This window comes from Polynucleobacter sp. TSB-Sco08W16 (genome assembly GCF_018687455.1).
GTDB lineage: Bacteria > Pseudomonadota > Gammaproteobacteria > Burkholderiales > Burkholderiaceae > Polynucleobacter.
On the sequence record NZ_CP061291.1, the window covers coordinates 222,900 to 245,652 of the forward strand.

21 protein-coding genes are annotated in these 22,753 nt (G+C 45.5%); 17 read left to right on the forward strand and 4 right to left on the reverse strand.

Going from position 1 to position 22,753, the window contains the following annotated elements; genetic code table 11:
- The first annotated feature begins 60 nt into the window (after positions 1-60).
- Together FD961_RS01185 and FD961_RS01190 are read left to right on the forward strand one after the other, a co-directional pair.
- Positions 61-2,382: an NADP-dependent malic enzyme gene (locus FD961_RS01185; protein ID WP_215393765.1), complete on the forward strand. Its 2,322-nt coding sequence runs from the start codon at positions 61-63 to the stop codon at positions 2,380-2,382.
- Between the two features lie 127 nt (positions 2,383-2,509).
- Positions 2,510-3,130, forward strand: coding sequence for a barstar family protein (locus tag FD961_RS01190; RefSeq protein ID WP_215393766.1), 621 nt, complete (start codon positions 2,510-2,512; stop codon positions 3,128-3,130).
- Between the two features lie 33 nt (positions 3,131-3,163).
- Here FD961_RS01190 and FD961_RS01195 read toward each other — a convergent pair whose 3' ends face one another.
- On the reverse strand, positions 3,164-3,925 hold the full coding sequence (locus tag FD961_RS01195; RefSeq protein WP_215393767.1) for a 16S rRNA (uracil(1498)-N(3))-methyltransferase: 762 nt from the start codon (positions 3,923-3,925) through the stop codon (positions 3,164-3,166).
- A gap of 44 nt (positions 3,926-3,969) precedes the next feature.
- On the opposite strand from FD961_RS01195, the gene tkt reads away from it, so the two are divergent.
- Together tkt and gap are read left to right on the forward strand one after the other, a co-directional pair.
- Positions 3,970-5,973 (forward strand): transketolase, encoded by a 2,004-nt coding sequence (tkt, locus tag FD961_RS01200; RefSeq protein WP_251371292.1) that lies wholly within the window; start codon positions 3,970-3,972, stop codon positions 5,971-5,973.
- A 35-nt stretch (positions 5,974-6,008) separates the two neighbouring features.
- The gene (gene gap, locus FD961_RS01205; RefSeq protein WP_215393768.1) at positions 6,009-7,034 is read left to right on the forward strand and encodes a type I glyceraldehyde-3-phosphate dehydrogenase; all 1,026 of its coding nucleotides are present in this window, start codon (positions 6,009-6,011) and stop codon (positions 7,032-7,034) included.
- A gap of 116 nt (positions 7,035-7,150) precedes the next feature.
- Here the strand turns inward: gap and fur are convergent, their stop codons facing one another.
- Positions 7,151-7,606 (reverse strand): ferric iron uptake transcriptional regulator, encoded by a 456-nt coding sequence (fur, locus tag FD961_RS01210; RefSeq protein ID WP_071465096.1) that lies wholly within the window; start codon positions 7,604-7,606, stop codon positions 7,151-7,153.
- On the opposite strand from fur, the gene FD961_RS01215 reads away from it, so the two are divergent.
- From FD961_RS01215 to hemL, 10 genes are read left to right on the forward strand one after another with little or no spacing between them, the layout of a single operon-like run.
- Positions 7,605-8,381, forward strand: coding sequence for an outer membrane protein assembly factor BamE (locus FD961_RS01215; protein WP_251371294.1), 777 nt, complete (start codon positions 7,605-7,607; stop codon positions 8,379-8,381). The genes fur and FD961_RS01215 overlap by 2 nt on opposite strands.
- A gap of 41 nt (positions 8,382-8,422) precedes the next feature.
- On the forward strand, positions 8,423-9,223 hold the full coding sequence (gene dapB / locus FD961_RS01220; RefSeq protein ID WP_215394304.1) for a 4-hydroxy-tetrahydrodipicolinate reductase: 801 nt from the start codon (positions 8,423-8,425) through the stop codon (positions 9,221-9,223).
- Positions 9,224-9,263: 40 nt separating this feature from the next.
- On the forward strand, positions 9,264-11,936 hold the full coding sequence (leuS, locus tag FD961_RS01225) for a leucine--tRNA ligase (RefSeq protein WP_215393769.1): 2,673 nt from the start codon (positions 9,264-9,266) through the stop codon (positions 11,934-11,936).
- A gap of 19 nt (positions 11,937-11,955) precedes the next feature.
- Positions 11,956-12,483 (forward strand): LPS assembly lipoprotein LptE, encoded by a 528-nt coding sequence (gene lptE / locus FD961_RS01230; protein ID WP_215393770.1) that lies wholly within the window; start codon positions 11,956-11,958, stop codon positions 12,481-12,483.
- A 19-nt stretch (positions 12,484-12,502) separates the two neighbouring features.
- Positions 12,503-13,564 (forward strand): DNA polymerase III subunit delta, encoded by a 1,062-nt coding sequence (gene holA, locus FD961_RS01235; RefSeq protein ID WP_215394305.1) that lies wholly within the window; start codon positions 12,503-12,505, stop codon positions 13,562-13,564.
- 31 nt (positions 13,565-13,595) lie between these two features.
- Positions 13,596-14,873, forward strand: a complete 1,278-nt coding sequence (locus FD961_RS01240; protein ID WP_215393771.1) for a glutamate-5-semialdehyde dehydrogenase — start codon at positions 13,596-13,598, stop codon at positions 14,871-14,873.
- Positions 14,874-14,903: 30 nt separating this feature from the next.
- Positions 14,904-15,329: a CopD family protein gene (locus tag FD961_RS01245; RefSeq protein WP_215393772.1), complete on the forward strand. Its 426-nt coding sequence runs from the start codon at positions 14,904-14,906 to the stop codon at positions 15,327-15,329.
- Between the two features lie 59 nt (positions 15,330-15,388).
- The gene (locus tag FD961_RS01250) at positions 15,389-16,855 is read left to right on the forward strand and encodes a class I SAM-dependent RNA methyltransferase (RefSeq protein ID WP_215393773.1); all 1,467 of its coding nucleotides are present in this window, start codon (positions 15,389-15,391) and stop codon (positions 16,853-16,855) included.
- Between the two features lie 57 nt (positions 16,856-16,912).
- Complete coding sequence (locus tag FD961_RS01255; RefSeq protein WP_071464595.1) at positions 16,913-17,083, forward strand: rubredoxin; 171 nt, start codon at positions 16,913-16,915, stop codon at positions 17,081-17,083.
- Positions 17,084-17,136: 53 nt separating this feature from the next.
- Positions 17,137-18,432 carry a glutamate-1-semialdehyde 2,1-aminomutase gene (hemL, locus tag FD961_RS01260; RefSeq protein WP_215393774.1) on the forward strand — a complete coding sequence of 432 codons (1,296 nt, stop codon included), beginning with the start codon at positions 17,137-17,139 and terminating at the stop codon, positions 18,430-18,432.
- Positions 18,433-18,444: 12 nt separating this feature from the next.
- Here hemL and FD961_RS01265 read toward each other — a convergent pair whose 3' ends face one another.
- Together FD961_RS01265 and FD961_RS01270 are read right to left on the reverse strand one after the other, a co-directional pair.
- Positions 18,445-19,284, reverse strand: coding sequence for a symmetrical bis(5'-nucleosyl)-tetraphosphatase (locus FD961_RS01265; protein WP_215393775.1), 840 nt, complete (start codon positions 19,282-19,284; stop codon positions 18,445-18,447).
- A gap of 39 nt (positions 19,285-19,323) precedes the next feature.
- Positions 19,324-20,796 carry a deoxyribodipyrimidine photo-lyase gene (locus tag FD961_RS01270; RefSeq protein ID WP_215393776.1) on the reverse strand — a complete coding sequence of 491 codons (1,473 nt, stop codon included), beginning with the start codon at positions 20,794-20,796 and terminating at the stop codon, positions 19,324-19,326.
- A gap of 76 nt (positions 20,797-20,872) precedes the next feature.
- Here FD961_RS01270 and FD961_RS01275 point away from each other — a divergent pair, with 76 nt between their 5' ends.
- From FD961_RS01275 to ruvX, 3 genes are all read left to right on the forward strand, one after another.
- Positions 20,873-21,682, forward strand: a complete 810-nt coding sequence (locus tag FD961_RS01275; protein WP_215393777.1) for a YdcF family protein — start codon at positions 20,873-20,875, stop codon at positions 21,680-21,682.
- Between the two features lie 115 nt (positions 21,683-21,797).
- Positions 21,798-22,337 (forward strand): YqgE/AlgH family protein, encoded by a 540-nt coding sequence (locus FD961_RS01280; protein WP_251371340.1) that lies wholly within the window; start codon positions 21,798-21,800, stop codon positions 22,335-22,337.
- Entirely contained in the window at positions 22,330-22,740 is a 411-nt protein-coding gene (gene ruvX / locus FD961_RS01285; protein ID WP_215393779.1) for a Holliday junction resolvase RuvX, read from the forward strand. The genes FD961_RS01280 and ruvX overlap by 8 nt, the downstream gene beginning before the upstream one ends.
- Positions 22,741-22,753 lie beyond the last annotated feature (13 nt).

Consider the following 22,753-nt stretch of genomic DNA (forward strand, 5'->3'; position numbering starts at 1 on the left):
TAGAATTAATGTCTTAATAAGTATTCAATAAAAAGACAAAACGAGTTAGCGAGTTAGTGAATGAGCAAAGAAAATAACAAAGAACAACAAATTGCAGCCTTAAGAGAGGCTGCACTTCAGTACCACGAGTTTCCAGTCCCTGGAAAGATTGAGATTGCTCCTACTAAGCAGCTGACGAATCAACGTGATTTAGCGCTTGCTTACACGCCTGGTGTTGCTGCCCCCTGTGAGGAGATTGTTAAAGATCCAGCTAACGCATTTAAATACACCGCGCGCGGAAATTTAGTTGGTGTGATTACGAACGGCACTGCAGTTTTAGGTCTAGGAAATATTGGACCATTGGCAAGTAAGCCGGTGATGGAAGGTAAAGCGGTCCTGTTCAAGAAATTTGCCGGCATTGATGTCTTCGATATTGAGGTCAATGAAAATGATCCTGATAAGTTAGTAGAAATTATTGCTGCACTTGAGCCTACTTTTGGCGGTATTAACTTAGAAGATATCAAAGCACCAGATTGCTTTGTTGTAGAGCGTAAGTTGCAAGCTCGTATGAAGATTCCAGTCTTTCATGACGATCAGCACGGTACTGCGATTGTCGTTGCAGCCGCCATCCTCAATGGCTTGAAGGTGGTAGGTAAAGAAGTAAACGAAGTGAAGCTAGTGACCTCTGGAGCTGGTGCAGCAGCATTAGCTTGCTTAGATCTTTTAGTTGATCTTGGTATTCCCCGTAAAAATATTTGGGTAACTGACCTAGCGGGCGTGGCTTACAAAGGTCGTAAAGAATTGATGGATCCCGAGAAGGAGCCTTTTTGCCAAGAAACCGATTTGCGCACTTTAGATGATGTCATTGCTGGTGCAGATATTTTCTTGGGCCTTTCTGCTGGTGGCGTATTGAAGCAAGAGATGGTGAAGAAGATGGCGGATAAGCCATTGATCTATGCCTTGGCAAATCCAACCCCAGAAATCTTGCCTGAAGAAGTTAAAGCAGTTCGTCCAGATGCTGTGATGGCTACTGGTCGTACAGACTATCCAAACCAAGTCAATAACGTTTTGTGCTTTCCATTTATTTTCCGTGGCGCACTAGACGTTGGCGCAACAACAATCACACGCGGTATGGAAGTGGCTGCTGTGAAAGCCGTTGCAGAGCTGGCGCAAGCTGAGCAGAGTGAAGTAGTGACTTCGGTTTATGGCATTGAGAATTTGTCTTTTGGTCCAGAGTATTTAATTCCTAAGCCATTTGATCCGCGCTTAATCACAGTAATCGCGCCAGCAGTTGCTAAAGCAGCGATGGATGATGGTGTTGCCTCTCGCCCAATCAAAGATTTCGATGCATATCGTAATCAGTTGCAGCAATTTGTTTACCACTCCGGCACTCTCATGAAGCCGCTCTTCAGTATTGCGAAGCGAGTTCCAGCCAATCAAAAACGTATTGTTTTTGCTGAGGGCGAAGATGAGCGCGTATTACGTGCTGTACAAATCATTCTTGATGAGCACCTGGCAACCCCAATTCTCATTGGTCGTCCTGCTGTGATCGAACATCGTCTTGAGAAGTTCGGTTTACGCATGAAACCCGGTGAAGACTTTGAAATCGTTAATCCGGAGAATGATTCCCGCTTCCGTGATTTCTGGCAAACCTACCTCACTCTGACTGAGCGCAAGGGCGTTACACAGTCCTTTGCGAAGTTAGAAGTACGTCGCCGCAATAGTTTGATCGGTAGCCTGCTGATTCAGAAGGGTATGGCTGATGGCATGATCTCGGGCACCGTGGGTAATATTGCAACTCATTTGAAGTATGTTGATGAAGTCATTGGACATGAGCCAGGGGCTAATGTTTATGGTGCAATGTCTGGCTTGATTCTTCCAGGCCGCCAAGTTTTCTTGGTTGATACCCATATCAATATCGATCCAAGCGCCCAACAGTTATCTGATTTAACGTTGATGGCCGCTAGTGAAATGCGTAAATTAGGATTGGTTCCTAAGGTTGCACTGCTATCGCACTCCAATTTTGGTTCGAGCAACGCGCCATCTGCCGTGAAGATGCGAGAAGTATTGGCTTTGCTCCAAAAAGCAGACCCAACTCTCGAAGTCGATGGCGAAATGCATGGCGATAGCGCTCTTGATGCAAGCATTCGTGAAGGCGCTGTGTCATCTTCATCATTAAAAGGTGATGCCAATCTTTTGGTATTGCCAAATATTGATGCCGCAAATATTTCTTACAATTTGCTAAAAACCGCTGCCGGTAACGGTATTGCCATTGGACCTCTCTTGTTGGGAGTGGCTAAGCCAATTCACATCCTCACACCAGCTGCTACCGTTCGCCGTATTGTCAATGTGACAACCTTGGCTGTTGTAGAGGCCGCTAGCAATGCAAGAGGTATTTCCTAAGGACCTTTATTTATGTAAGTTAGCAATAACTTACATAAATAAATCCTATATAAATCAATAGTTTATATAAAATGCCCTGTATTTGGGCTTGATTTGATGGCGTGTTAAGGGTAACCTAGCACCCATCATGAATAATCGCTCTGAAAACACCAATACAGCTAGCTTCGATGAACATAGCCGGGCTGAAAGTTGGGATAGCAATGATCGCCTAGAAACCGAATCGTCCGCTGCCAATGTTTACGCCCAGGGTGGTTTATCTCGTTTACAAACCTATGCAGCAAATCAAGTTTCGGGGAAAAAAGTGACAGCTTCTTGGCGTGCCGCTTTGGCCGTTCGCGATGCCGGACCACCGGCTATGTTGCGCAGTGTGCGCACGAACATCGTGCAATCTATTCGTGCTTTTCGTACACCAGACCTTCAGGAAGCAGCAACTGAGTTGGGTCAGCATTTCATTTACGCCAATTGTGCAAATGCAATGACCAAAGGTGAGGTGCTTGAGGCGATTGCTATTGCCTATTCCTTTACCAAGCAGCAAGCAAAAAACTTTGATCCTTTATTGGATGCATTGACTACAACTACCGATAAGGCAGGTCAACAACCTGGATTCGTAGTGGTGCTTGAAGGTTTGCCTTGCACGCAAAAATTCGACAAAGAAGCTCGCGAAACCCTCTTAGACGTTTTCCGTGATGCAGTTGATTATTGGGCTGAGCGTCGCACACCGTATCGCGTGTTCTACTCTTTCGCTTAACTGCAAAAGCCTTACTAGTCCTTGAAATCGCCTCTACTTGAGGCGATTTTGCATTTCAGGGTTCCAGATACTATGGACGGCTGCAATGGCTACAAGGCCTGCCGTCTCAGTCCGCAGCACCCGCTCCCCTAAAGAAATTATTTGATAGCCTGCAGCTTGTGCTTGAGCCTCTTCCTCGGGTGTATGGCCCCCCTCAGGCCCAATCATTAATACTAGGTCTTGGGGATCTGTTTCCATTAAAACGGAATATATGCTTTTCGTGGCATCTGGGCTAAGCAGTAATTTAAGTGCCGGCTTTGGACTTGCTTGCAAATAGCTGTCAAAAGTTTGAATGGGTTCTAGTTCTGCTAATACAGTTCTATCGCATTGCTCGCATGCTGCTTGAATGATGCCCTTCCAATGTACCAAGCGTTTTTGGGCGCGCTCCTGATCACTTGAGCGGGTGAGTTTGAGAATCGAGCGTTCACACTGTAATGGCGCAATGATTTGAGCCCCTGTTTCGATCGCTTTTTCAATAATCCAATCCATTTTGTCTCCGCCAGCCAATCCTTGGGCCAAAGTAATGGCGTATGGAGTCTCACGATGGGTATCGTTACGGATATCGCTCAGTTGGGCTAAACCACTTTTGCCGGCCAAAGAAAGCAGTTCCGCCTTGGCTACCTGGCCATTTCCATCAAATACTGGGAAGGTTTCTCCCGTTTGGATGCGCCTCACGCGCAAATGGTGAGCTACCTCAGGGGTGAGGGGAGTTGGCTTTTGGGATTCCCATGGTCCGGGAAGATAAAATTGAGGCATTACTGAAATATAGCCAATTTATTTTCCTCGAGACCACTTTTACGATGTCAAACCTTCAAATTCGCATGGCCAATGCCATTCGCGCCTTATCCATGGATGCAGTTCAGCAGGCAAATTCAGGTCATCCTGGTATGCCGATGGGGATGGCAGATATTGCAGTTGGATTATGGAATGAACATTTAAAACATAATCCTAATGATCCACATTGGATTGATCGGGATCGTTTTGTTTTATCTAATGGTCACGGTTCTATGTTGCTGTATTCACTCTTGCATCTTTCTGGTTATGACTTACCAATTGAAGAGTTAAAAAATTTCCGTCAACTCCATAGCAAAACTCCAGGACATCCTGAATATGGAATTACACCTGGTGTAGAAACTACCACTGGACCACTCGGTCAGGGCATTTCTAACGCAGTAGGAATGGCGCTTGCAGAAAAATTACTCGCTGAAGAATTTAATCGCCCAGGTCTCAACATCATCGATCACTACACCTATGTATTTTTAGGTGATGGTTGCTTGATGGAGGGCATTAGCCATGAAGTTTGTTCCTTGGCTGGCACATTAAAGTTAAATAAATTAATTGCACTCTGGGATGACAACGGTATCTCTATCGATGGCAAAGTCGTTTCTTGGTTTAATGAAGATACGCCGAAGCGATTTGAATCTTATGGTTGGAATGTTATTCGTGATGTAGATGGTCATGATGCAGAAGCGATTTCTAAGGCAATTGCTAAAGCCAAAAAGAGCGATAAACCAACCCTGATTTGCTGCAAGACTGCAATCGGCCAAGGCTCACCCAATATGGCTGGCAGCGACAAGGTTCACGGTTCCCCACTGGGCGCTACTGAGATTGCTGCAACTCGTGTGGCATTGAACTGGCCATACGCGCCATTTGAAGTCCCAAAAGATATTTATGCTGCTTGGGATTTTAAAAAGCGTGGTCAAGCTGCTGAGCATGAGTGGAATAAAGAGTTTCAGAAATACAAGAATAAATTTCCAGAACTGGCTTCTGAACTACAGCGTCGTATGCAGGGTGATTTATCAAAAGACTTTGCTTCAACCCTAAACACGTATTTAAAAACTTGCCAATCCAAAGCAGAAACCATTGCTACTCGTAAAGCGAGTCAAAATGCAATTGAAGCTTTGGCGCCAGCCTTACCAGAATTTATGGGGGGTTCTGCAGACTTAACCGGTTCTAACCTCACCAATTGGTCAGCATGTAAAGCAGTGCGTGGCGACCAGTGGGGCAACCATATTAATTACGGTGTGCGCGAGTTTGGTATGAGCGCCATCATGAATGGTATTGCCTTGCATGGTGGATACATCCCATTTGGTGGCACCTTTTTAACCTTCTCAGATTACAGTCGTAATGCGATTCGCATGGCGGCATTGATGAAGCTCCGCAGTATTTTTGTCTTCACCCACGACTCTATTGGTCTGGGCGAGGATGGACCAACCCATCAATCAGTTGAGCACGTTGCCAGCTTGCGCTTGATCCCCAATCTGATGGTCTGGCGTCCTTGTGACACGACCGAGAGCGCCGTGGCTTGGGGCTCAGCAGTTGAGCGCAAGAATGGCCCAAGCGCTTTGATCTTTAGTCGCCAAAACTGCCCATTTGTTTCTCGCAGCAGTCAGCAGATTAAAGATATTGCTCGTGGCGGCTATGTCTTGCGCGATCCTCAGTCTGGAAAGATTGATGCAGTCATCATTGCCACTGGTTCAGAAATTGCCCTCGCATTGCAAACAGCTGATCGTTTAGAAAAAGACAGTGCAGGAAAGATCGGTATTCGTGTAGTTTCAATTCCATCAACAACTGTTTTTGATCAACAAGATGCTGCTTATAAAGTAAAAGTATTGCCAGCCAATATTCCACGCATTGCAGTTGAAGCTGGCGTTAGTGATTTTTGGTGGAAGTACGGTTGTGCAGCAGTGCATGGTGTCGATACCTTTGGTGAGTCAGCGCCTGCACCGGTGCTCTACGAATACTTTGGTTTAACAGTCGATCAAATTGCGAAGACTGTTCAGCAATGCATCACAAATAAGTAATGCGAAATACATTCAATATTAGTAAGGGGAAATAAATGACAATTCGTGTCGCAATTAATGGTTATGGACGTATTGGGCGCATGGTGTTGCGGGCCCTATATGAAGATCAAGTAAATGGCAAACCTCGCCGTGATATCAAGATCGTTGCGATCAATGCGATGGGTGATATTGCGATCAATGCCCATTTAACCCAATACGACTCTGCTCATGGCCGCTTCCCCGCGGAAGTTTCTGTTGATGGCGATTGCATGGTGGTGAATGGCGATCGTATCAAGATGTTTTGTACGCGTAACCCTGCAGAAACTCCTTGGGGTGAGTTGGGTGTTGATTTGGTTTTAGAGTGCACGGGTAAGTTCACCTCTAAAGAGAAGGCAATGATTCACATTGAGCAGGGCGCTAAGAAAGTATTGATTTCTGCTCCTGGCGAAAAAGATGTGGATGCAACCATTGTGTATGGCGTAAACCAAAATGTATTGAAGCCAAGCGATGTTGTTGTTTCTAATGCAAGCTGCACTACAAATTGTTTAGCCCCCTTGGTTAAGCCATTGCTAGAAAAAATTGGTATTGAGTCTGGCTTGATGACTACGATCCATGCATTTACAAATGATCAGGTTTTGACAGATGTTTATCACAAGGATATGCGTCGCGCGCGCTCTGCAGTGACCAGCATGATTCCAACAAAGACTGGTGCTGCAAAAGCGGTTGGTTTGGTCTTGCCAGCATTGGCAGGTCGTTTCGATGGCTTCGCAATGCGCGTGCCAGTGATTAACGTTTCAGTGGTTGACCTGACGTTTGCGGCTAGTCGCGCCACTAGCGTTGATGAGGTGAACACGATTCTGAAGGAAGCCAGTGAAGGTGAGCTCAAAGGCATTTTGGGTTTCAACACTCTACCTTTAGTTTCGATCGACTTTAATCATGATCCACGCCCCAGTATTTATGATGCTTCCCAAACTCGGGTATCCGCAGATGGCAAGTTGGTCAAGGTTTTGGCCTGGTATGACAATGAATGGGGTTATTCAGTCCAAATGCTCAATGCAGCCGAAGCGTTAATGGCTGTATAGTAATTAAAAGTCGTTAACTGCATTTAAGTGCTGTTAAAAAACTAAAAAGACCTCAAATTGAGGTCTTTTTTCACATCTACAGGTCCAAAAGGAGGGCAAAAGACCTTAAAAATGGCCTATTTTTGCTTATTTCGGCAGTTTTTCTTCTGACAATGCCCATACATGGCTAAAGAGTGCTCTTGAAGCTTAAATCCGAGGTTTTTAGCAATATCGCGCTGTCTTTTCTCAATAGCTTCATCCACAAACTCTTCCACATGCCCGCAATCAAGGCAAACCAAGTGATCGTGGTGGCGACCCTCATTGAGTTCATAAATAGCTCTGCTATCACCCTTACTAGACTCAAAGTGGCTACGGAGCAAGAGCCCTGCTTGCTCAAACTGGGTTAGCACTCGATAAACGGTAGCCAGACCAATTTCTTGATCGTCTTTTGCAAGCGCCATAAAGACGTCTTCAGCGCTAAAGTGGGTTCCGCCATTTTGATGAAAAAAATCGAGGATTTTCATGCGTGGACCAGTGGCTTTGAGGCCAATGTCACGCAAATTTTCAGGAGTAGCGTTTTGGTTCGTATTCATGGCTTTGGGAGCTAAAATCAATGACTTAATGATACGGTCAGCCATGCAAAATTGCTTTGAATTTTTTAGTCGTTTTTTGAGCTCCCTTTTGAGGGGCCTATTCACCCCCGTTCGAGGAGGGCTGTTTGCTTTTGCCTTGATCAGCTTGCTAGGTGTTGTCGGCTGCTCAACAGCGGTTGACAACACTCAGCGTGCTTGGGTGAATACTATTTTCAGACCTTACGTGCCTGATGTTGTTCAGGGCAACTTTATTTCAAGCGAGCAATATTCCAAATTGCAATTAGGAATGACCCGCGAACAAGTTCGCCAAATTTTAGGAACGCCGTTATTGGCAAGTTACTTCCATGCGAATCGCTGGGATTATGTTTTTGAATTTAAACGCAACGGACAACGTATTGGTGCTGAGCGTCATGTGACCGTATATTTTGACAGCGACAAATTAGTTAAGTTTGAAGGCGATGCCTTGCCCACTGAAATCGAGTTAGTTGCTGAGATTGATGACTACTCCAAGAAAAAGCGCTCATTTTGGGATGTCATCACGGGCTCAAACAAGCCGCCGGTGACTCCGCCGTTACAGCAACCTGAGATCATGGTGCCAAGCAGGACTGATAACTTGTTGGCCGGAGCGCCAGTACCAGCTTTGCCCGCTGCAAGCGAAGGCTCTTTCTGGGATTTCTTCAGCTTTTCAAAATCAGCAGATGGTCAAGTAATACAGCCTGAAACTTTGGGGCCAGGCGCTTTGAATGCTCCAGTAACTCCAGAAACAAAGCAGTAATTACCCCAAGCAACTTTTAATTTGAAGCGAAGAAATACATGATGAAGATTGCAATTGCAGGTGCAACTGGCCGTATGGGCAAGATGTTGATTGAGGCCGTTCTCAATACATCAGATGCTCAGCTTGTAGGCGCACTTGAACATTCAGCTTGCCCGCAATTAGGTGAGGATGCTGGTGCATTCTTAGGTAAAAAGACTGGTGTAGTTATTTCTGCTGATGTTGCTGCAGTATTGGCAAATACTGAATATCTAATTGATTTCACAAGGCCTGAGGGCACAATGTCGCATTTGGCTGTAGCAGAAAAGACTGGTACCAAGATGATTATTGGTACAACCGGCCTAACGTCAGATCAAATTGCCAATCTCAAGAAGGCCTCAGCGAACTTGGCTATTGTGTTTGCGCCCAATATGAGTGTGGGCGTTAATGCCACATTTAAATTATTAGAGATTGCAGCCAAGATGCTTAATCAAGGTTACGACATTGAAATTATTGAAGCTCATCATCGTCACAAAGTTGATGCGCCGTCTGGAACTGCGCTGAAGATGGGTGAAGTGATTGCAGACGCTCTAGGTGAAAAGCTCGATGATGTTGCCGTCTACGCACGCGAGGGTCATACCGGAGAACGCAAAGAAGGATCCATTGGTTTTGCAACCATTCGTGGCGGCGACATTGTGGGTGATCACACCGTTTTATTTGCTGGCGATGGCGAGCGTATTGAAATTAGTCACAAGTCCTCAAGCCGTCAATCTTATGCCCAGGGGTCTTTGCGTGCCGCACGTTTCTTGCAGAAGCAAAGCTCAGGACTTTATGACATGCAAGACGTTCTTGGCTTGCGCAAATAATTCCGCTACTAAAAACTAAAATAGAAAAGAGTTGTATTGAATGAGTAAGGATTACGACTACCGCAGTATTGAAGCGGCAGCGCAAGCTGATTGGGAAGCTGCGCAAGTCTATCAAGTAGCCGAGAATGCTGTCGGTACTGACGGCAAGAAAAAACCAAAATATTACGCTTGCTCTATGTTGCCCTACCCGTCAGGTAAGCTGCATATGGGACATGTGCGCAACTACACCATCAATGATGTGATGACACGTCAATTGCGCATGCAAGGCTACAACGTCCTGATGCCAATGGGTTGGGACGCTTTCGGTATGCCTGCAGAAAATGCGGCGATTCAGAATAAGGTGCCTCCAGCCAAATGGACGTACGACAACATTGCTTATATGAAAAAGCAAATGGCAGCGATGGGTTTGGCAATCGACTGGTCAAGAGAAGTGGCAACCTGTAGCCCTGATTACTACCGCTGGAACCAATGGCTCTTTTTAAGGATGCTGGAAAAAGGGATTGCCTATCGTAAGACTCAAGTAGTGAACTGGGATCCGATTGATCAAACTGTTTTAGCAAATGAACAAGTCATTGACGGTCGTGGTTGGCGCTCAGGCGCATTGGTTGAAAAGCGTGAGATCCCTGGTTATTACTTCAACATTACTGCGTATGCGGAACAATTGCTTTCTGGTTTAGATGGCTTGGGTTGGCCAGAGCGTGTCAAAACCATGCAGCAGAATTGGATCGGCAAGAGTCGGGGTGTGCGTTTTGCCTTCAAGCATGAGATTGAAGATGCTCACGGTAACTTTATTCAAGATGGTTTGCTGTACGTTTTTACAACTCGTGCTGACACCATCATGGGCGTAACCTTCTGTGCAGTTGCGGCTGAACATCCTTTGGCTACTAAAGCTGCTGCCACTAATCCAGCCTTAGCTGCTTTTATTGAGAAGTGCAAAACTGGCAGCGTGATTGAGGCCGACTTAGCCACTCAAGAAAAAGAGGGCATGTTCACCGGCTTATATGTCACACATCCACTGACTAATCAACCTGTACCGGTTTGGGTGGGTAACTATGTTCTGATGTCCTATGGTGATGGCGCAGTGATGGGCGTTCCTGCTCATGACGAGCGCGATTTTGCCTTTGCACTCAAATACGACTTACCGATTAAACAAGTGATTGCTCTCAAGGGTGAGTCACCCATGTTTAACGCAACACGCTGGGAAGATTGGTACGCCCAAAAAGAGGACGTCATTTGCTTTAATAGCGATCAATACAACGGGCTTTCGCATGAAGAGGCCGTAAGTGCGGTTGCTAATGATCTAGAGAAGATGGGTATTGGCCAAATCAAGACCACCTATCGCTTGCGTGACTGGGGTATTTCTCGTCAGCGTTATTGGGGTACGCCAATTCCGATTATTCATTGTGGCGATGAAGCAAATCCTGGTTGTGGTGCAGTTCCTGTGCCGGAGGCAGACTTGCCAGTGGTATTGCCTGAAGATTGTGTACCAGATGGCAGCGGTAACCCTTTAAATAAACGGTCAGACTTTTTGAATGTGAAGTGTCCCAAGTGTGGCAAGCCTGCACGACGCGAGACTGACACGATGGATACCTTTGTAGATTCTTCTTGGTACTTCATGCGCTATACCGGACCTGATGCGCAGACCATGGTGGATGGGCGTAATGAATATTGGATGCCAATGGATCAATACATTGGCGGTATTGAACATGCGATCCTGCATTTACTCTATGCGCGCTTTTGGACTAAAGTCATGCGTGATCTGAATTTGATTACGTTTGATGAGCCTTTCCAGAATCTCTTGACGCAAGGCATGGTACTCAATGAGACTTATTACTCTGAAGAGGCTTCAGGTAAAAAGACTTGGCTAAATCCTTTGGATGTTGAGTTAGATCTTGATGAAAAAGGTCGCCCTCAAGGTGCAAAGTTAAAAGGAGACAACTCTGGCACACCAGTCATCATCGGTGGTGTTGAGAAGATGTCCAAGAGTAAGAATAATGGCGTTGATCCGCAGGCTTTGATTGATCAATATGGCGCGGATACTGCACGTTTATTTGTCATGTTTGCAGCGCCACCTGAGCAACAATTAGAGTGGTCTGGTGCTGGTGTTGATGGGGCCTCTCGTTTCTTGCGTCGTGTATGGATGTACTCGAGTAGCCAAGCTAATACTATTCGTGATGCGCAGGATACTCTTCCCAGCAACTTAAATGATGCCGAGAAAGAACTGCGTCGCGAAGTCCATTCAATTTTGAAGCAGGCAAATTTTGACTATCAACGTCGTCAATACAATACGGTTGTATCTGCTGCAATGAAGATGCTCAATGTGCTTGAGCCCATTAAATTAGAGCAAGGCGCTTCAATTGGCGCGCCAGTGCTCCGTGAATGTCTCAGTATCTTGTTGCGTGTCCTTTATCCAGTTGTGCCACATTTGACCCATGTGCTCTGGAAGGATTTAGGATATGCCAAGAATTTCGGGCCTATTCTAGATGTCCCATGGCCCGGTGTAGATGAGGCCGCCCTCATTCAAACCGAGATTACTTTGATGTTGCAAATTAATGGCAAATTACGAGGTGATATTAAGGTGTCAGCAGAAGCCAGTAAGGAAGAAATTGAGGCCTTGGCTTTGCAGAGTGAGCCTGCAGTAAAAGTCCTTAACGGCGGAGTCCCTAAAAAAGTCATCGTTGTACCTGGTCGTTTAGTCAATATCGTTGCATAGTGATAGAGAGTCTGAGGATATGAGCGCCAACCTATTTCGACGTGCCGTGCTTGGCTTCATTGTCACTGCGCCACTGAGTGGTTTGCTTGCTTGCGGCTATCGCCTCCGCGGTATGGTGGATTTGCCCTTTAAAGCAATCGCCATTACTGGCAATCCATCACCTCCCTTGCGTGCTGATATTCAGACATCGATTTTGCAGGGCACAGATGTGAAGGTTGCAATCAGTCCCAAGGATGCTGATTTAATTTTAGAGATCACAAATGACATTAATGGGCGAGAGATCTTGGCCTACAACTCAGCTGGTCAGGTATCTGCATATCGCCTGAATATTCGTGTAGGTTTTAGAGCCTACGACACCTCTGGCGCAGAAATTATTCCCGATAGCGAAATTTATATGACTCGAGATATGGACTTCTCGAACACAACTGTTTTGGCAACCGATGTTCAGCAGCAACAATTCTTGTCATTGATGCGCAAAGACTTGGCGGTTCAGATTTTGCGCCGCGTTGCCGCTGCTGCAAAAGCGCCACGAAGTAGATCTTTTTAAAAAAGAGATTAAGACTCGCATGGTCAAAGTTGATGCCTTGCAAGTGCACCTCAAATCCTTGAGTGCAGGGGGTGGGATGCTGCCCCTTTACGTTTTTAGTGGTGACGAACCCCTTCTCATGATGGAGGCGATGGACCAATTACGCCTCGCCGCCAAGAAATTAGGCTTTACTGAGCGCGAGGTAATGCTACAAGAACGGGGATTTGATTGGAGTGCGCTCATGAGCGCTGGCCAAACTATGTCTTTGTTCGGTGATAAGCGTTGGGTAGAGTTGCGTATTCCGACGGGCAAACCTGGTCGCGATGGCGCTGACGCCTTAAAGCAATTTGCCGCTCAAATAGAGTCGCAGCCCAATGGTCCTGAAGGTCCTGATACGGTGGTCTGTATTGTATTGCCAAGGTTAGATGGTAAGACTAAGACTTCAGCTTGGTTTAGCGCGCTAGATGATGCTGGTATGGCAGTGCAGATTGATTCTTTAGATCGTAGCCATTTGCCGAGATGGATTGCAGGTCGACTCAAGCTGCAAAACCAAGAAGTTGAGGATGGCCCTGAAGGCCAGCGCGCTTTGGAGTTTATTGCTGATCAAGTTGAGGGGAACCTCATTGCTGCACATCAAGAGATTTTGAAGTTGGGGCTTCTTTATCCCACGGGTGTATTAACTGAAGAGCAGATTCGCTCTTCCATTCTGAAGGTAGCGCGTTATAACGTTTTTGAATTAACCGAGGCAATGTTGGCAGGCGATCTACCTCGCTTAAACCGCATGCTAGATGGTTTAAAAGGTGAGGGTGAGCCATTGGTGCTCATTCTATGGAGCGTGACGGAAGAGCTTAGGCTACTATCTAAACTAAAGGTGGCTAGTGACGCTGGTGAATCTGTGCAGCAGCTGATGCGGGCGAATCGTATCTGGGGCAACAAAGAGCGTTTGTACCCAACAGCCCTGAGGCGGATTCAGCCGCTGAAGTTGCGCAGAGCCATGCAGGTTGCTGCAGGACTCGATCGTCAGGTGAAAGGTCTCTCTGCCGCAGAATTGCCAGCTGACCCATGGGATGGTTTACGTTTGCTTGGAAATTTACTGCGCTAAGAGCAGAATTAATACATAGAGAACAATGTAAATGAGTAAAGAGATTCAAGACATGATGCAGGATATTGGTAAGCGAGCACGAAGTGCATCGCGTGCTATAGCTCGTGCATCGGGTGAGCAAAAGAACCAAGCATTGCTGCACATTGCAAAGTTAGTTCGTCAAAAAGCGGATGAGATTCAAAAGGTCAATCTGGTTGATGTAGAACGCGCAAAAGAAAAGGGCCAAGATGCTGCCTTTATTGATCGCCTAACTATGACAATCAAGACCATTGAAGCGATGGCATTGGGTCTGGAGCAAATTGTTTCTCTTGAGGACCCAATCGGAAAAGTGACTGCTCTAAAAAAACAGGCTTCTGGTATTGAGCTTGGTCAGATGCGCGTGCCACTAGGCGTGATTGGCATCATTTATGAGTCACGCCCTAATGTGACAATTGATGCAGCAGCATTGTGCTTAAAGTCAGGTAATGCGGTGATATTACGCGGTGGATCTGAGGCGATTGATTCGAATACCTTGTTGGCTCAAATTATCCAAGAGGGTCTTGCAGCTGCGGGTCTGCCTAAGGATGCCGTACAGGTGGTGACCACTACTGATCGTAGTGCTGTCGGTGAAATGATTACCATGACGCAATATATCGATGTGATCGTTCCTCGTGGCGGTAAGAGCCTCATTGCTCGTCTAATGGCCGAAGCGCGCGTCCCAATGATTAAGCATTTGGATGGTATTTGCCATACCTATATTGATGCAGATGCTGATGTAGCAATGGCAGTGAAAGTATGTGATAACGCAAAGACCCAGCGCTACGCGCCTTGTAATGCTATGGAAACGCTACTAGTGAACAAAAGTATTGCGTCTAAGGTTTTGCCTGAGCTTTGTAAAATTTATCAAGATAAAGGGGTTGAGTTGCGCGTAGATGCTTTGACCCGCTCAACTCTTGAAGCTAGTGGCTTCAATCACTTGGTTGATGCCACCGAAGAAGATTGGCAAACGGAATACTTGGCTCCAATTTTGTCTATTAAGACAGTCGCAGATATTGATGAGGCTATGAATCATATTGAGCGCTATGGCAGTAAGCATACTGATGCCATCATTACTAATAACCAAGCCCAAGCAGATCGTTTTTTGCGTGAAGTCGATAGTGCTAGCGTCATGGTCAATGCTAGTACGCGCTTTGCGGATGGCTTTGAATATGGACTTGGAGCAGAAATTGGTATTTCGAACGATAAGCTTCATGCCCGCGGTCCGGTTGGCTTGGACGGCTTAACTTCCCTGAAATATATCGTCATGGGTCATGGCGAAATTCGTGGTTAATCCACGGCAAAAATTAAAAGTAAATACACCATGATGAATGCCTACCTTTGGGTAAAAACCTTACATATTGTGCTGATCACCTCTTGGTTTGCTGGGTTATTTTATCTCCCAAGAATTTATGTGAACTTAGCTGATGAGAAAAATCCTGAGGCCTATGCTCGCCTTTTGGGAATGTCAGATCGGCTCTTTCGGTTTATGACCATATTAGCTATACCTGCCGTTTTGTTGGGTTTAATACTTTGGCTTCTTTTCGGTATTGGTGCTGGTGATGCATGGATGCACGCTAAATTATTTTTTGTCATTCTAGTCATTGGCTATCACCATGCTTGCTGGAGCTTACTAAAGAAGTTTCGTGCTGGCGTGAACAATAAGTCTGGCGTATGGTATCGCTGGTTTAACGAAGTTCCTGTTATTTTGTTGTTAGTGATTGTGGCCTTGGTTATTTTTAAACCATAAATACCCGTTAGCTATTCTGAATTTCCTGATTCCCCTTTTTATATAAGACTGTTAGCCCCATGAGATTTTTTGTTGTTTGCCCAGGCGGTTTAGAAGTGCCGCTCGCACAGGAGCTCGCAGAAATTGCTCAGCGCCCAGATTCCAAAGCATTGGGCACCTGGGTTATTGACCCAACCCCAACCAGCCCTACTGGTGGTATTGGACTTGCGGGTCCGCTTTCTGCTGCTATGGCATTAAATCTTCATTCCCGAATTGCTAGCCGTGTTCTATTACAAATGGCCCAAGCGCCCTATAGACAGGAAGACGATCTTTATAAGCTGGCTAGTGGTTTAGCTTGGGAAGATTGGTTTACTTCGAAGCAAACTTTACGCGTAGATGTGACAGCACATCGTTCGCCATTAAAGAGTTTAAATTTTGCAACGCTCAAAATTAAAGATGCGATCGTTGATCGTTTGCGTGATGTCACAGGAGATCGCCCAAGTATTGATACAGCTTTTCCGGATATTCGGGTTCAAGCACATTTAACAGCAACTCAAGTAACGATTTATTTAGATACCTCCGGTGAAGCTCTCTTTAAAAGAGGCTGGCGAGATGAAAAGGGTGATGCTCCCTTAAAAGAAAATTTAGCAGCAGGGATTTTGTCGATTACCGGCTGGAAGTCTGGGCAGACTTTGTTTGACCCGATGTGCGGTAGTGGCACCTTCTTGATTGAGGCGGCACAAATAGCCTTAGCAATTCCACCTGGGGGAATTCGTGCGGGGATGTATGGTGATGATGCTAAACCTAGCAGACTGGCTTATCGCCCATTGATTACCTCGGCTCATGGTTTTGGTTTTCAGAGATTAAAGCCATTTAATGAGGCGGCAGAACAAAAACGTTGGGCCGGCTTGAAGGAGTCCTGCCTTAACGAAATTTTAGAAAGACGCAAGCAATATCCGAATGCGCAATCTTTGGGCATTAGCGGTAGTGATATTAATGAGAAGCTGGTTTCGATGTTCAGAGGAAATTGGCAAAGAGCACAGTTGCCTGACCAACCCGTTGTGCGCCAAATCGATGCTATGGCTAGCAAGCCTCCAGTAAGTAGCCAAGGAGGGGTCATGTTATTAAATCCCCCTTATGGAGAGCGTTTGGTTATCAAAGGCGGTAGAGGTCAGGAAAAAGGAGTGCGCGATGCTGATTATGAAACTGAGGAGCCTGAAAATCGTTTTGAGCTGAATCTAGAAACTGGGCGTCAGAGCGCTAAGCGCTCAAGTCGTGAATCTCTTAAAAAGCTTCAGGCTCAAGAAGAGCAAGATCCTAAGTTTGTTGAGTTCTTGCGTCAGTTTGGACAACATCTTAAGGATGCATTTGGCGGCTGGAATATCTTTGTATTGACTGCCGACATGGCTCTGCCAGGACAGTTACGTATCAAAGAGTCCAAGCGTACACCCCTATTTAACGGTCCGCTCGAATGTCGTCTATTTAAGTTTGAGATGCACCAGAAGCGCCCAGCCTCAAAAGAGCAAGATGAAGATTTAAACGATTGATGGGCTTTAAAATAGAGTCATAAATCGAAGTAACAGAATATTACGGAGAGTAGATCAATGGAATTTAAAACCTATATGTGCCTGATTTGTGGCTGGGTCTATGACGAAGCTGCTGGTTTGCCTGATGAAGGTATCGCACCCGGAACGCTCTGGAAAGATGTGCCGATGAATTGGACATGCCCAGAGTGCGGTGCTCGCAAAGAAGATTTTGAAATGATGGCGATTTAATAGCCCAGCAGTATTGAGTGGTAATTCGAAATAGACAAAAAATTGAGGTAAATGTGAGTCAAAACGAGGTTTTATTTGAGCGGGCACAAAAGACGATACCGGGCGGAGTGAATTCACCGGTACGTGCATTTCGTCAGGTCGGTGGAACGCCTCGTTTTGTGACTAAAGCCAAAGGACCTTATTTTTGGGATGCTGACAATAAACGATATATCGATTTAATTATGTCTTGGGGTCCCATGATTGCAGGCCATGCAAACCCAGAGGTTGTTGAGGCAGTTCAAAAGGCTGCTGAAACCAGCTTTAGTTACGGCGCTCCAACCGAGGGTGAGATTGAGTTGGCGGAGCGGATTTGTGCTTTGATGCCAAGCGTTGAGCAAGTCCGTATGGTCTCAAGTGGTACTGAAGCAACGATGAGTGCTTTGCGTTTAGCTCGTGGCCACACCGGTCGCGATCTTATTATTAAATTTGAAGGTTGCTATCACGGACATGCTGACAGCTTATTAGTTAAAGCAGGTTCGGGCTTATTAACTTTTGCAGATTCTACCCAGAATGCGCCATCTTCAGGTGGTGTGCCCCAGGATTTGGTCAAGCACACATTAGTGCTGCCTTATAACGATGTTGAGGCAATTGCAGAGGTATTTAAAAAACAGGGCGACCAAATTGCAGCAGTCATCATAGAGCCTATTGCGGGCAATATGAATTTGATTCAGCCTTCAAAAGAATTTTTGAGCACTATTCGCAATCTGACAAGCCAGTATGGTGGCGTCTTAATCTATGACGAAGTCATGACCGGTTTTAGAGTTGCGCTTGGTGGAGCTCAATCGTTGCAAGGTATCGTTCCTGATTTAACTTGTCTTGGAAAGGTCATGGGCGGCGGTATGCCGATGGCAGCCTTCGGTGGCAAAAAAGAAATGATGTCTAAGTTAGCCCCTTTGGGTAATGTTTATCAGGCGGGCACCTTGTCAGGCAATCCAGTTGCTGTGGCTGCCGGCTTGAAGACCCTAGAAATTATCTCAAGAGAAGGTTTCTATGAGTGCCTCACTGGCCAAACACAAAAACTCATGGCAGGCTTAAAGCAAGCTGCAGATAAAGCCAATGTGCCATTTGCAGTCGATAGTGTTGGCGGCATGTTTGGACTCTATTTTGCCAATACAGTCCCAAGCTCATATGAGGCTGTGACTAAAACTGATATTGAAGCTTTTAAGAAGTTTTTTCACTCAATGCTAGATGAAGGTGTGTATCTTGCACCATCAGCATATGAGGCAGGCTTCACATCCATTGCGCATGACAATGATGTGCTTAATGAAATCATTTCTGCTGCAGAAAAGTCATTTCAGAAACTGAAATAAAAGAGCTATTTGTTACATCCTCAAGGGGTGGTCATAACCATCCACTTGAATAATCTCAGACTTTTTCATATCTTTGCCGGTGTCGGAGATTTGCATGGCAGTGAGCTTTCCGCCCCACACGCAGCCAGTATCAAGACCAACAACATTATGCTGACGCAATAATCCTAGGGTTGACCAGTGACCAAAGTAAACGACAGTATCTTGCGTTTTTCGCTTGGGTACCTTGAACCAAGGGATGTAACCCTTTGGACCATCCTCTAAACCTTCTTTGCTTTCAAATTCCATTTGACCGCCGGATGTACAAAAGCGCATTCTGGTTAAAGCATTAGTGATGACTCTTAAGCGTTCATAACCTTTCAGGGAGTTGCTCCACTTATTCGGCATATTGCCATACATATTTCCCAGAAACTCTTTATAAGATTTGTTGCGTAGGGCCTTCTCAACCTCCTGCGCACACTCTATTGTTTGCTGTAAATCCCATTGTGGAAGAACGCCAGCATGTACAGTCAATACATTGCCATTGCTAAGAGCCAGCGGACGTTTGCGCAGCCAATCGATGAGCTCTCTACGGTCTGAGGCCTTCAGAATAGGCTCTACTGTATCTAAACCCTTAGTCTTGCGAATACCAGCGTCAATTGCTAGAAGATGTAGATCATGATTGCCCAGAATACATTCTGCACGACCAGATTCTTGAAGGCTTTTTAGCTGGCGCAATGCTCCCAGTGAGTCCGGGCCACGATTGACTAAATCTCCCAAAAAAATCATTTTTGATTGCTTGGGTAGCTTCTTAACGAGGGCTTTGAGTGAGGGCGCACATCCCTGAATGTCACCAACAGCGTAGATCTTGCTCATACTCTATCTTAAAACGGATTGATGTTGGGTGCGCTGTATCTAGCTCACTTTTTTCACAACGCTATAACGTACCAAAGTCTTTTTGCGAGCTTCATCGTGATCAACCACAGGCAGTGGGTAGTCACGTCCCAAGACAAGGCCAGCGGCTTCCAGTTCGATATGACCAGCTTTCCAGGGCGCGTGAATTGACTTCTTGGAGAGCTTTTCTAATTGCGGTAAATAGCGACGAATGAATTTACCCTCAGCATCAAATTTTTCTGATTGGGTAATCGGATTGAAGATGCGAAAGTAAGGCTGGGCATCGCAGCCTGACGAGGATGCCCACTGCCAGCCACCATTATTAGATGACAGTTCAAAATCATTGAGGTGCTCGGCAAAGTAGGCCTCACCCCAGCGCCAATCGATTCCCAGATCTTTAGTCAGAAAGCTTGCTACTACCATGCGTAGACGGTTATGCATATAACCACTTTGATTTAGTTGATGCATAGCTGCATCTACTAATGGGTAACCTGTCTTGCCTTCACACCAGGCTGTAAATAGTTTTTTAGCCAGGGCGCCACTTTCCCAGGCGATATTGTCGTAGTCCGGTTTAAATGAAGCGCCGCTAGCTAAGCGTGGATGGTTAGACAGAATCATAAAATAAAAATCTCGCCAAATCAGCTCGCTTAACCAAATAGTGGCACCCATACTTCCTGCAAGCATACGACGGTGAGCTTCACGCACCAAACCCCGAATGGAGAGCATGCCAAAGCGAAGATGGGTTGAGAGATAGCTCACCCCCTTGATTGCTGGAAAGTCCCTACCGATTTGGTATTGGTCAATACGTGAGAGAAAGTCTTCCAAAAACGCTTGCCCGCCTTCAGACCCAGGAGGAAGGTAGGTTTCAATACCTGTGGGGCAAAAGCCCATAGACTCTAGCGAGGGCATTGGCAAATCTAACTTTTTAGGAATGGGGGCAAATTGTCCTGGCTTAGGTTTGCATTCATAAGCGGCGAGATCTTTTTCTTGAAGCGTCTTGAGCCAGTTATTTTTGTAGGGAGTGAAAATAGAAAAGACAGTGTTTGAATTGGTAAGAATTTCTTTCTTCTCAAAAATGACTTGGTCTTTATAACTTTCAAACTGAATATCTAACTTTTCTAATGAAGTCTTGACTAGCTCGTCTCTGGAAATTGCGGAGGGCTCGTAGTCATGATTGGTAAAGACTGTTTCAACACTCAGCTCTTTGGCGATTTGAGGAATGCACTCAGTCGGCTTGCCGAAGCGAACAATTAGTCCACCGCCAAGTAACCGGAGCTCATTATCAATTTGCTTTAGTCCTTGCCAGATGAAATCCACTCGACGGTCATGTTTCAAGCCTTTTGCATCGAGTTCACCCTGAATCAAGGGTTTGAGAATGTCAGTATCAAAGATAAAAGTAAGCCAGACTTGCTTACTTTCTTTTAGCGCGTGGTGAAGCGCTGCATTGTCATACAGGCGGAGGTCTCGGCGGAGCCAAACAAGAGCTTTTTCCATAGCCCCTATATTAGGGCTAATTGAGAGAATTTGTTGAGGGAGGCCCTACCCAAAAGGGTTAAGATCGTAATTCATTATGGATACGATCTTTTTTATTCTGTCGAAGGTGGTGCAGTTCTGCATAGAACCGTTAAATTGGGTGGTTGTTTTTGTTTTTCTGAGCTTAGTGTTCCTTTCCCTCAGAAAATCTCATTTATGCAAACGCTTTCTACTGCTTGCTTTACTTGATCTGCTAATCGTGGGATGGCTGCCCACATCTGAATTAGGTTTAAGGGCGCTAGAGGATGCAATTCCAAAAACGTCATTAGAAAATTTCTCTGAAAACGATTTTGGCGGAATCATCATCTTGGGTGGTGCTATTGAGGTTGGTCAAATAGCCATAGATCGTGGCGAAATTTCCATTTACTCATCCGCCGAAAGGGTAACCAAGGCTTTTGAGCTCATTCGAAAGTATCCTGACCTCCCTTTTATTTTTAGCGGTTTCTCCGGTCGCATTAATCCCAAAGGATTGTCTGAGGCTGATGCATTCAAGCAATTGATTGCCGAGCAGGGATTGAGTGAAAAAATGGCTCATTACGAGAATCAGTCCCGCAATACCTATGAAAACGTTCTCTTTATGAAGCCAATGATTGAGAAAATTAGCTTAAAAAATGAGAGTGGGGTACTAAAGCCCTGGCTACTGATTACCTCTGCTAGTCATATGTATCGATCAGTCAAGATAGTTGAAAAACAAGGCATTGTTGTTATTCCAGTTCCCGTGGATTATCAAACGGCTCATCGCCTTAGTTGGATTTCATTTGACTTGGAGGACGGTATTCAAAATTGGAATAAATTGCTTCATGAAGTAATTGGTATTTTTGTCTATTGGATTACCGGAAAAATCTAGATATTCGGTAAAATAAGTCCATATGACTACGGCCAACAAAGCCTCCCACAATTCAGACCCAGCGTCTTTGATCTCCTATTCAGCCGATCACCTAGCAAATCAATTTCTTATCGCTATGCCTGGAATGGTAGATCCTAATTTTTCAAATTCTGTTATTTACCTGTTTGAACACAATGAACGGGGTGCGATGGGCCTAGTGGTGAATAAGCCTACCGAAGTCAACTTGGCAAATTTGTTTGACAAGATTGAACTTAAGTTGGAGATTGCACCCTTACTAGAGCAGCCTGTCTATTTTGGAGGGCCGGTTCAGATCGAGCGCGGCTTTGTGCTTCATGAATCTAATCCCCATCTTTCTTATAGTTCCTCGTTAATTATTCCCGGGGGTCTTACTATGACTACCTCTAAAGATGTCCTTGAGGCGGTAGCTATTGGCAATGGCCCTAGAAAATTTTTGATGACTCTGGGTTATGCGGGTTGGGGTGCCGGCCAACTTGAGGAAGAGATTACTTTAAATGGTTGGATGAATGTGCCTTTGTCGCGCGATCAAATGATGGAGATTATTTTCAATACACCATCAAGTCAGCGTTATGAAAAGACCATGAGCCACCTCGGCTTTGATTTGTCGCATCTCTCTGGTGAAACAGGGCATGCCTGAGATGACTGCAATCACGGTTATGGCTTTTGATTATGGAACACGTCGCGTTGGTATCGCGGTGGGGAATTCAGTAACCAAAGTAGGGCAAGCATTAAAAACTATTTCAGCGCCCAATATTGATGTACTTTTTCAGGAAATTCAGAAGCTTGTAAAAGAGTGGCAGCCTCATCAATTAATTGTGGGGCGTCCAGTTCACCCTGATGGGGTTGAGCATGAGATGACTGTGAAAGCGACCCGTTTTGGTAATCAATTGCATGGAAGGCTCAATTTGCCAGTTACTTGGGTTGATGAGCGCTATACCTCTGCTATTTTGGAGAGCGACTCCAAGATGCGAGACAATCTAGATGCGCATTCTGCAGCTTTGATTTTGGAGCAGTATTTTGCAGAACGACCACTGGCTTAGGTTGATTGGAATA